Source organism: Sphingobium sp. PNB, assembly GCF_019873065.1.
Classification (GTDB): Bacteria; Pseudomonadota; Alphaproteobacteria; order Sphingomonadales; family Sphingomonadaceae; genus Sphingobium; species Sphingobium fuliginis.
In genome coordinates this window covers 20525-29416 of record NZ_JAINEZ010000069.1, presented here as the reverse complement: position 1 = coordinate 29416, position 8892 = coordinate 20525, and the positions used below count along the sequence as shown (strand labels likewise).

Here is an 8892-nt window from a genome sequence, read left to right as displayed (position 1 = left end):
GCGTGAGACCGGGGGGGCGCGTGAGACCGGCGGGGCGCGTGAAACCGGGGGCGCGCGCGAGACCGTGGGAGGGGCGGCCTGATGCCCTGGACCCGCGACGAGATGGCGGCCCGCGCCGCGAAGGAACTGCGCGACGGTTATTATGTGAACCTGGGCATCGGCATTCCGACGCTGGTGGCGAACCATGTGCCCCGGGGGGTGAACGTCACGCTGCAGAGCGAGAACGGCATGCTGGGCATCGGCCCCTTTCCCCATGAGGGGGAGGCGGACCCGGACCTGATCAACGCCGGCAAGCAGACGATCACCGCGCTGCCGACCAGCAGCTTCTTCTCCTCCGCGGACAGTTTCGCGATGATCCGGGGCGGGCATATCGACATGGCCGTGCTGGGCGCGATGGAGGTGGCGGCGAACGGCGACCTCGCCAACTGGACCATCCCCGGCAAGATGGTGAAGGGCATGGGCGGCGCGATGGACCTGGTCGCGGGCGTCAAGCGCGTGGTCGTGGTGATGGACCACAGATCGAAGGACGGCAGCCCGAAGATATTGGAGTGCTGCACCCTGCCGCTGACCGGCAGGGGCGTGGTCGACCTGATCGTCACCGATCTGGGCGTGATCGCGGTGGACCGCAGGGCAGGCGGGCTGAGGCTGGTCGAAACGGCGCCGGGCGTCACCGTGCAGGAGATCGCGGCGGGCACCGGCGCGCCGATCGACGTCGCCGGCGTGGCCGTCGCCGCATGAGCGAGGCCTTCCTCTGCGATGCGGTGCGCACCCCCATCGGCCGCTATGGCGGAAGCCTGGCGGGCGTCCGCGCCGACGATCTCGCCGCCATCCCGTTGCGCGCGCTGATCGGGCGGAGCGGCGTCGATCCCGCCGCCGTCGACGACGTGATCCTGGGCTGCGCCAACCAGGCGGGGGAGGACAACCGCAATGTCGCGCGCATGGCCGCGCTGCTCGCGGGGTTGCCCGACAGCGTCGGCGGATCGACGGTCAACCGGCTCTGCGCGTCCGGACTGGACGCCGTGGGCTCCGCCGCGCGGGCCATCCGCGCGGGCGACGCCGAACTGATGATCGCGGGCGGGGTGGAGAGCATGAGCCGCGCCCCCTTCGTCATGCCCAAGCCGGAGAGCGCCTATTCGCGCAGCAATGCGATCCATGACACCACCATCGGCTGGCGCTTCGTCAATCCCCGGATGAAGGCGCTCTACGGCGTCGATTCCATGCCTGAGACGGGCGAGAATGTGGCGGCCGATTTCGGCATATCGCGCGCCGATCAGGACGCCTTCGCCCTGCGCAGCCAGCAGGCGGCCGCCGCTGCGCAGGCATCGGGCTATTTCGCCGAGGAGATCGTGCCGGTCGCCGTCGCGGACCGCAAGGGTCGCGAAACCGCGGTCGACGCGGACGAACATCCCCGCCCGGACACGACGATGGGGATGCTGGCGGCGCTGAAGCCGGTGGTGCGGCCGGACGGCACGGTGACGGCGGGCAACGCATCGGGAGTCAATGACGGCGCGGCGGCGATGATCGTCGCCAGCGAGGCGGCGGCGAAGACCCATGGACTGACGCCCCGCGCCCGCATCCTGGGCATGGCGAGCGCCGGCGTGCCGCCGCGCGTCATGGGCATCGGGCCGGTGCCGGCCACGAGGAAGCTGATGGCGCGGCTGGGCCTGTCCATCGACCGGTTCGACGCCATCGAGCTGAACGAGGCATTCGCCAGCCAGAGCCTGGCGGTGTTGCGCGGGCTGGGCCTTGCCGACGACGACCCGCGCGTCAACGCCCATGGCGGGGCGATCGCCCTGGGCCATCCGCTGGGCATGTCGGGCGCGCGCATCGCGATGACGCTGGTGCATCGTCTGGAACGGACGGGCGGCAGGCTTGGCCTAGCGACGCTGTGCATCGGCGTCGGCCAGGGGCTGGCGCTGGCGGTGGAGCGGGTCTGATGGAGAAGCGGTTCGTCACGACCGGCGACGGATGCCGCATCGCATGGCGGATGGACGGACCGGAGGATGCGCCCGTCCTGCTGCTGTCCAATTCGCTGGGCACCGGGCTGGAGATGTGGACGCCGCAGATGGCGGCATGGACGCGGGCCTTCCGCGTGCTGCGCTACGACCAGCGCGGCCATGGCGCGTCGGATGCGCCGGCGGGCGGCTATTCCATCGACCGGCTGGGGCGGGACGCGATCGAGCTGCTCGATGCGTTGCGGATCGACGCGGTGGATTTTTGCGGCCTGTCGCTGGGCGGGATGGTCGGGCAATGGCTGGGCATAAGGGAGCCGCGCAGGCTGCGGCGGCTGGTGCTGGCCAACACGTCGAGCTTCATGGGGCCGCCCGCCGCCTGGGACGCGCGGATCGCGCTGGTGCGCGAGCGGGGCATGGCGCCGTTGGCGGAGGCTTCGGTCGAGCGCTGGTTCACCGCGGCCTTCGCCGCGCGCGGCGGGGACGCCATCGCGCCTGTCGCCGCGATGCTGCAGGCGACCGATCCGCAGGGCTATGCCGGCTGCTGCGCGGCGATCCGCGACATGGACATGCGGCGGACGGTGACGCTGATCGAGGCGCCGACGCTCGTGATCGGGGGCACGAAGGACCCGGCCACCCCGCCGCCGCACAGCGAGGCGCTGGGCCGGTCGATAGCGGGGGCGCGGCTGACGATGCTGGAGGCGGCGCATCTCGCCAATGTCGAGCAGCCCCAGGCCTTTGCAGAGGCGGTGACGGCGTTTCTTGGCTGAGCCGAAGTCCGTCCTGCCTGGACGGCGTCCTGCTTCACCGAGGGGTCGGTCCTAACGACGGGTCAGGCGGCGGCGGTTCTTGCCCACGGCCTTGCGATAATGGGCGGTGGAAGCGTGCATGACGGAAAGCGGCGTCGCGCCGAGCGCGCCGGTCATCGCCTTCCACTGCAGCAGGGCGGCGGCTTCGATCTTCTCCGCCACCATCTTCTGCGCCTCCAGCGCCGCTGCCGGATTGCCGGCCAACAGCCGGGGCAGGCGAAGGCCGATCACCATCGCCGCCTCCAGGCCGAGGCTCCAATAGCCCAGCGCCACGCTCATCGGGTCCACCTGCTGCATGTCGATTGTCTCCATTGCCTTCCGGCGATGACGCCCGAGTCCTTAAAGTCGATCCCTGCGATAGCGCAATGGTGCGCGCTGTCACCCTTCTTCCGCCGGGCGGCGGCCGGTTCCTGATCCATGTAAGGCGGTTTTCGAGGAACCCGCCTCCGATCCCATGGGTTTTCCGGGCAAGCTTCGATGCGCGGGCATTGCGGCATCACAGGACGGGAGAGTGAAGCAATCGTGGCGACATCGTTCGAAGACAGGGTGGCGCGGGGCGCATGGGGCGCCGCCGAGGGCCGCGGTCCGGAATATCTGGCTCTCGCCTTTCGGGAGTTCTTCAGGAATCCGATGGCGGTCGGCTCCGCCTTTCCCGCTTCGCGCTATCTGGTCGAGCGCATGCTGTCCCCCATCGACTGGGGCCGGATGGATTGCGTGGTCGAATATGGGCCGGGCACGGGCATTTTCACCCGCGCCCTGCTGGACCGGCTGCCGGGCCATGCGCGGTTGCTGGCCATCGACACCAGCGCGGGCTTCATCGATCATCTGCGCGAGGCGACGCCCGACAGGCGGCTGATCGCCGTTACCGGTTCCGCCGATGCCGTGCGCGCCATCATGGCCGATCATGGGCTGGACGAGGCGGATTGCATCCTGTCGGGCCTGCCCTTCTCCACTCTGGCGCCGGACCGGGCGGAGCGGCTGATGGAGGCGAGCGCGCGGGCGCTGGCGCCGGATGGACGGTTCCTCGCCTATCAGATGCGGAAGGCCGTGCAGCCCCTGCTGGAGCGGCGGTTCGAGACGGTCCAGACGGGTTTCGAATGGCGCAATGTGCCGCCATGCCATCTTTACTGGGCGGCGCGTCCGTTCAGGGGATAATGGGCGGGACACCCGCCTGCGGGAGAGGGGGAATTCCGGCCCCCTCCCGCCATTTCGTCCTTTTGCGGCGGGGACTTCAGTTGCCGGTGGGGGCCAGGTCGGCGATCAGGTCCAGCACCTGGCGCGCATGGTCCTTCCGGCAGATGAGCAGGTCCGGCAGATAGACGTCCTCCCGGTTGTAGACGAGCGGCGATCCGTCGAGGCGGCTGCAATGGAGGCCATGGGCGAGGGCGACGGCGACCGGGGCGCAGCTGTCCCATTCATATTGGCCGCCCGAATGGAGATAGATGTCGGCCTGTCCCAGGATCACCGCCATCGCCTTTGCGCCCGCGCTGCCCATGGGGACGAGTTCGGCGTCCAGCCTTTCCGCGACGGCGACCGCTTCGGCGGCGGGGCGGGTGCGGCTGATCACCATGCGCAGCTTTTCCGGTGCGGGCGGAATGGGGCGGGGCTGGTCGGTGCGCAGCACGATGCCGCCGTCGAGGCCGGGCAGCGCCACCGCGCCCACCGTCGCCGCGCCGTCCACCGACAGGCCGACATGCACCGCCCAGTCGGCGCGTTCCTCCCCATATTCGCGCGTGCCGTCGACCGGATCGACGATCCAGACGCGCGACTTGCCGAGGCGGGAGCCGTCGCACTTCATCTCCTCCGACAGCAGGCCATCCTCCGGGCGCTGTTCGCGCAGGGCATGGACCAGGAACTGGTTGGCGGTCTGGTCGCCCGCCTTGCCCAGCGCCCCGGCGCTGAACAGGCCGCTGTCGCGCACCGTGAGCAGCAGGCGCCCCGCAATGTCGGCCAGATGGGCGGCGAGATCGGCGTCGGTCATGCTCATGGGATCAGCCTCGCGATGATGGCTTCGGCCGCTTCTTCGGCGGTCATGGCGGTGGTGTCGATCCGGATTTCCGGATTTTCGGGCGCTTCATAGGGGCTGTCGATGCCAGTGAAATTCTTGAGCTCGCCGGACCGCGCCTTGCGGTAGAGGCCCTTGACGTCGCGCGCCTCCGCATCGGCGAGGGGGGTGTCGATATGCACTTCGATGAACTCGCCCGGCTTCATCATCTGGCGCACCATCTCGCGTTCAGCGCGGAAGGGCGAGATGAAGGCGGTGATGACGATCAGGCCGGCGTCGGTCATGAGCTTCGCCACCTCGCCCACGCGGCGGATATTCTCCACCCGGTCGGCGTCGGTGAAGCCCAGATCCTTGTTCAGCCCATGGCGGACATTGTCGCCGTCGAGCAGGAAGGTGTGGCGGTTCATCCGCGCCAGCTTCTTTTCGACAAGGTTGGCGATGGTCGACTTGCCCGCCCCCGAAAGCCCGGTGAACCACAGCACGGCGGGCTTCTGGTTTTTGAGGCCCGCGTGGAATTCGCGGGTGACGTCGGTCGCCTGCCAATGGACGTTCTGCGCGCGGCGAAGCGAGAAGTGCAGCATGCCTGCCGCCACGGTGGCGTTGGTGATCTTGTCGATCAGGATGAAGCCGCCCAAGGTCCGGTTCGTCTCATAGGGTTCGAACACGATCTGGCGGTCGGTGGACAGGTTGGCGACGCCGATGGCGTTCAGCTCCAGCGTCTTGGCCGCCAGATGCTCCATCGTGTTGACGTTGACCTGATATTTGGGCTGCTGGATCGTGGCGGTGACGGTCTGCGTGCCGATCTTCAGCCAATAGGGGCGGCCGGGCAGCATTTCCTCATCCGCCATCCAGACGATGGTCGCCTCGAACTGGTCGGCGGCCTGGGGCGGGTTGTCGGACGCCGCGATCACGTCGCCGCGCGAGCAGTCGACCTCATCTGTGAAGCAGAGCGTGACGGACTGGCCGGCGACGGCTTCGTCAAGGTCGCTATCCAGCGTCACGATGCGGCTGACGGTGCTGGTCTTGCCCGACGGCAGGACGCGGATGGCGTCGCCCTTGCGTATCGTGCCGGTGGCGATCTGGCCGGAAAAGCCGCGGAAGTCGAGATTGGGGCGGTTGACCCACTGCACCGCCATGCGGAACGGCTTGAGCTGGTCGGAGACCTGATCGACCTCGACCGTTTCCAGATGCTCGATCAGCGCGGGCCCCTTGTACCAGGGGGTGTTTGCCGACGGGCCGGTGATATTGTCGCCCTTGAAGCCGGAAATGGGCATGGCCGTGAAGGCCTTGATGCCGATGCTATGGGCGAAATCGGTATAATCCTTGACGATGCCGTCATAGACCGCCTGGTCATAGTCGACCAGGTCCATCTTGTTGATGGCGAGGACGATGTTCCTGATGCCAATGAGGTGCGCCAGATAGCTGTGGCGGCGGGTCTGCGTCAGCACGCCCTTGCGCGCGTCGATCAGGATGACGGCAAGGTCGGCGGTGGACGCGCCCGTCACCATGTTGCGGGTGTACTGCTCATGGCCGGGCGTGTCGGCGACGATGAACTTGCGCTTTTCGGTGGCGAAGAAGCGATAGGCGACGTCGATGGTGATGCCCTGTTCCCGCTCTGCGGCGAGGCCGTCGACGAGGAGAGCGAAGTCGATCTCCTGCCCCTGGGTGCCGACGCGCTTGCTGTCCGCTTCGAGGGCGGCGAGCTGATCCTCGAAGATCATCTTGCTGTCGTAGAGCAGGCGGCCGATCAGCGTCGACTTGCCGTCGTCCACCGACCCGCAGGTGATGAAGCGCAGCATCGTCTTGTGCTGGTGCACCTCCAGATACTGGTCGATGTCCTCCGCGATGAGGGCGTCGGTCTTGTAGATGGGGTCGTCGAGCGTGTCGGTCATGTCATCTGTCCCGTCATGCCAGCGGAGGCTGGCATCTGGTTGATCTGGGTCGAAGGGTCGGTCTGCGAGAGGGTCTGCCATGGGGCCTGAGATCCCAGCGTTCGCTGGGATGACGGCTTGGGGTGGCGGCTCGTCAAAAATACCCCTCCTGCTTCTTCTTCTCCATGCCCGCGCCGCCTGCGTCCTTGTCGATGGCGCGGCCCTGCCGTTCCGATGTGGTGGTGAGCAGCGTTTCCTGGATGACCTCCGGCAAGGTCTTCGCCTCGCTCTCGACCGCGCCGGTCAGCGGGTAGCAGCCCAGCGTGCGGAAGCGGATCGAGCGCATCACCGGCTCCTCGCCCGGTTTCAGCGGGAAGCGTTCGTCATCGACCATCAGCAGCATGCCGTCGCGCTCCACCGTCGGGCGTTCCTCCGCGAAATAGAGCGGCACGATGGGGACGTCGTTCAGGTGGATATATTGCCAGATGTCCAGCTCGGTCCAGTTGCTGATCGGGAAGACGCGGATGCTCTCGCCCTTGTTCTTGCGGGCGTTGTAGAGGTTCCACAGTTCCGGCCGCTGGTTCTTGGGGTCCCAGCCGTGCGAGGCGGTGCGGAAGGAGAAGATGCGTTCCTTCGCCCGGCTCTTTTCCTCGTCGCGGCGGGCGCCGCCGAAGGCCGCGTCGAAGCCGTAGAGGTTGAGCGCCTGCTTCAGCCCCTCCGTCTTCCACATGTCGGTGTGCAGCGGGCCGTGGTCGAACGGGTTGATGCCGCGTTCCTGCGCTTCGGGATTTTGATAGACGAGCAGTTCCATGCCCGATTCCCGCGCCATGCGGTCGCGCAGCTCGTACATCGCCCTGAATTTCCAGGTGGTGTCGACGTGCAGCAGCGGGAAGGGCGGCGGCGAGGGGTAGAAGGCCTTGCGCGCCAGATGCAGCATCACGGCCGAGTCCTTGCCCACGCTGTACAGCATCACCGGCTTTTCGGCCTCCGCCACCACTTCGCGCAGGATATGGATGCTTTCCGCCTCCAGACGCTCCAGATGCGTCAGCCTTTTCGAATCGATCATGTTCACCGCCTTGTTTCGTGACAGCCTGATGGCAGAAGTGGCGAAGCTCTGGACCTCCCATATGGGAGGATATACATATTAGCCATGCGACTGGACGACGGCGGATTATTGGCGGCTCTCCATGAGGGTATGTTCGAGCAACCCCTTTGGCACGGGTTCCTCGACAGGCTGCGCGCGCGGTCGGGGGCCGCCTATGCCAGCCTGGCCTTCCGCCCGGTGGATGAGGAGCGGATCGTCGAACTCTATGCCGGGCCGCCGACGCCGCTGCATCTCGACCGGCTGTTCAACCAGAAATATGGGCGCGATCCGTTGCCCTATCGGCGGATGCGGGAGGCGCGGGTCTATACGCTGGACGAACTGCTCGACCCCGGCGACAGGGTGCAGCAAGGCTATCGCGCCGAATTTCTGGAGCCGCTGGGCATCACCAACATGCGTTCGGTCCGCGTCACCGAGCCGAGCGGCATGGACGCCTGGCTGAGCTGCGCGGGGGGGCGGGAAGTGGGGTCGGGCGTCGGCGCGCTGCTGACCGCGCTGGTGCCGCATCTGCGCATCGCGCTGCGCAGCTTCGTCGCCTTCGAGCGGGAGAAGTTCCGTTCCTCGGTCAATTCGGAGGCGTTCGGGCGGCTCAATTTCGGCTGGCTGACGCTGGACGCCCAGTGCCGCATCGTCGACATGACGCCGCATCTGGAGCAGCTTTTCCAGCGGTCGCGGCTGTTGCGCCGGGGGCGTTATGACCGGCTGACGCCGGCTTCCCCGGCGGTCGACCGGGAACTGACCGCCTTGGTCAAGAGCTTCGCGGCGGATCGGGACGCGCGGCCGAGGGCGATCAACCTGAGCCGCGATCCGTTGATGGACATGCTGGTGCGGCCGATCCAGGACCGGTCGCTGTCCGCCCAGTCTGCGCCTGTCGCCATCGCCTATATCAGCGGGGACCGCTGGTCGCAGGCGGACCGGTGCGACCAGCTGGTCGACCTGTTCGGCCTGTCGCCCAGCGAGGCGCGGCTGGCCTGGGCCATTGCGCAGGGCATGTCGATCAGCGAGGCGGCCGCCGATCTGGGGCTGACGGTGGAGACGGCGCGGAATTATTCGAAGAAGATCTACGCCAAGACCGGAGCGCGGGGGCAGGCGGAACTGGTGCGCTATATTCTGACGAGCGTGCTGGCCCTGGCCTGATGGGGTTTGGCGGTGC

Annotated in this window: 9 protein-coding genes; 5 read left to right on the top strand and 4 right to left on the bottom strand. The window is 67.7% G+C overall.

All coding sequences use genetic code 11. From position 1 onward, the window contains the following. The first annotated feature begins 81 nt into the window (after positions 1-81). The 3 genes from K7W03_RS19815 to pcaD are packed head-to-tail and all read left to right on the top strand — an operon-like array spanning position 82 to position 2722. On the top strand, positions 82-738 hold the full coding sequence (locus K7W03_RS19815) for a 3-oxoacid CoA-transferase subunit B (RefSeq protein WP_103000775.1): 657 nt from the start codon (positions 82-84) through the stop codon (positions 736-738). Continuing rightward, positions 735-1937, top strand: coding sequence for a 3-oxoadipyl-CoA thiolase (gene pcaF / locus K7W03_RS19810; protein ID WP_103000774.1), 1203 nt, complete (start codon positions 735-737; stop codon positions 1935-1937). The genes K7W03_RS19815 and pcaF overlap by 4 nt, the downstream gene beginning before the upstream one ends. Beyond that, a complete protein-coding gene (gene pcaD / locus K7W03_RS19805) occupies positions 1937-2722 on the top strand; it encodes a 3-oxoadipate enol-lactonase (protein ID WP_171009923.1) in 786 nt (261 codons plus the stop codon). The genes pcaF and pcaD overlap by 1 nt, the downstream gene beginning before the upstream one ends. Before the next feature lie 51 nt (positions 2723-2773). On the opposite strand, the gene K7W03_RS19800 is transcribed toward pcaD, so the two are convergent. Next, positions 2774-3058 carry a hypothetical protein gene (locus K7W03_RS19800; RefSeq protein WP_103000788.1) on the bottom strand — a complete coding sequence of 95 codons (285 nt, stop codon included), beginning with the start codon at positions 3056-3058 and terminating at the stop codon, positions 2774-2776. 225 nt (positions 3059-3283) lie between these two features. On the opposite strand from K7W03_RS19800, the gene K7W03_RS19795 reads away from it, so the two are divergent. Next, on the top strand, positions 3284-3916 hold the full coding sequence (locus K7W03_RS19795) for a class I SAM-dependent methyltransferase (RefSeq protein ID WP_244309861.1): 633 nt from the start codon (positions 3284-3286) through the stop codon (positions 3914-3916). A 76-nt stretch (positions 3917-3992) separates the two neighbouring features. On the opposite strand, the gene K7W03_RS19790 is transcribed toward K7W03_RS19795, so the two are convergent. The 3 genes from K7W03_RS19790 to cysD all read right to left on the bottom strand — a co-directional run bounded on the left by K7W03_RS19790 (position 3993) and on the right by cysD (position 7727). Then, on the bottom strand, positions 3993-4742 hold the full coding sequence (locus K7W03_RS19790; protein ID WP_099187055.1) for a 3'(2'),5'-bisphosphate nucleotidase CysQ: 750 nt from the start codon (positions 4740-4742) through the stop codon (positions 3993-3995). 2 nt (positions 4743-4744) lie between these two features. Then, complete coding sequence (cysN, locus tag K7W03_RS19785) at positions 4745-6658, bottom strand: sulfate adenylyltransferase subunit CysN (RefSeq protein WP_044660973.1); 1914 nt, start codon at positions 6656-6658, stop codon at positions 4745-4747. 133 nt (positions 6659-6791) lie between these two features. Further along, entirely contained in the window at positions 6792-7727 is a 936-nt protein-coding gene (gene cysD, locus K7W03_RS19780) for a sulfate adenylyltransferase subunit CysD (protein WP_082165964.1), read from the bottom strand. A gap of 60 nt (positions 7728-7787) precedes the next feature. Between cysD and K7W03_RS19775 the strand changes: the two genes are divergently transcribed. Next, positions 7788-8876, top strand: coding sequence for a helix-turn-helix transcriptional regulator (locus tag K7W03_RS19775; RefSeq protein WP_025548512.1), 1089 nt, complete (start codon positions 7788-7790; stop codon positions 8874-8876). The last annotated feature ends 16 nt before the right edge of the window (positions 8877-8892 follow it).

Bases quoted from the DNA above. Each gene is read 5' to 3' on its own strand.
- K7W03_RS19815 (WP_103000775.1), top strand. From the start codon at position 82: ATGCCCTGGACCCGCGACGAGATGGCGGCCCGCGCCGCGAAGGAACTG.
- cysN (WP_044660973.1), bottom strand. From the start codon at position 6,658: ATGACCGACACGCTCGACGACCCCATCTACAAGACCGACGCCCTCATC.
- pcaF (WP_103000774.1), top strand. From the start codon at position 735: ATGAGCGAGGCCTTCCTCTGCGATGCGGTGCGCACCCCCATCGGCCGC.
- K7W03_RS19790 (WP_099187055.1), bottom strand. From the start codon at position 4,742: ATGACCGACGCCGATCTCGCCGCCCATCTGGCCGACATTGCGGGGCGC.
- pcaD (WP_171009923.1), top strand. From the start codon at position 1,937: ATGGAGAAGCGGTTCGTCACGACCGGCGACGGATGCCGCATCGCATGG.
- K7W03_RS19800 (WP_103000788.1), bottom strand. From the start codon at position 3,058: ATGCAGCAGGTGGACCCGATGAGCGTGGCGCTGGGCTATTGGAGCCTC.
- K7W03_RS19775 (WP_025548512.1), top strand. From the start codon at position 7,788: ATGCGACTGGACGACGGCGGATTATTGGCGGCTCTCCATGAGGGTATG.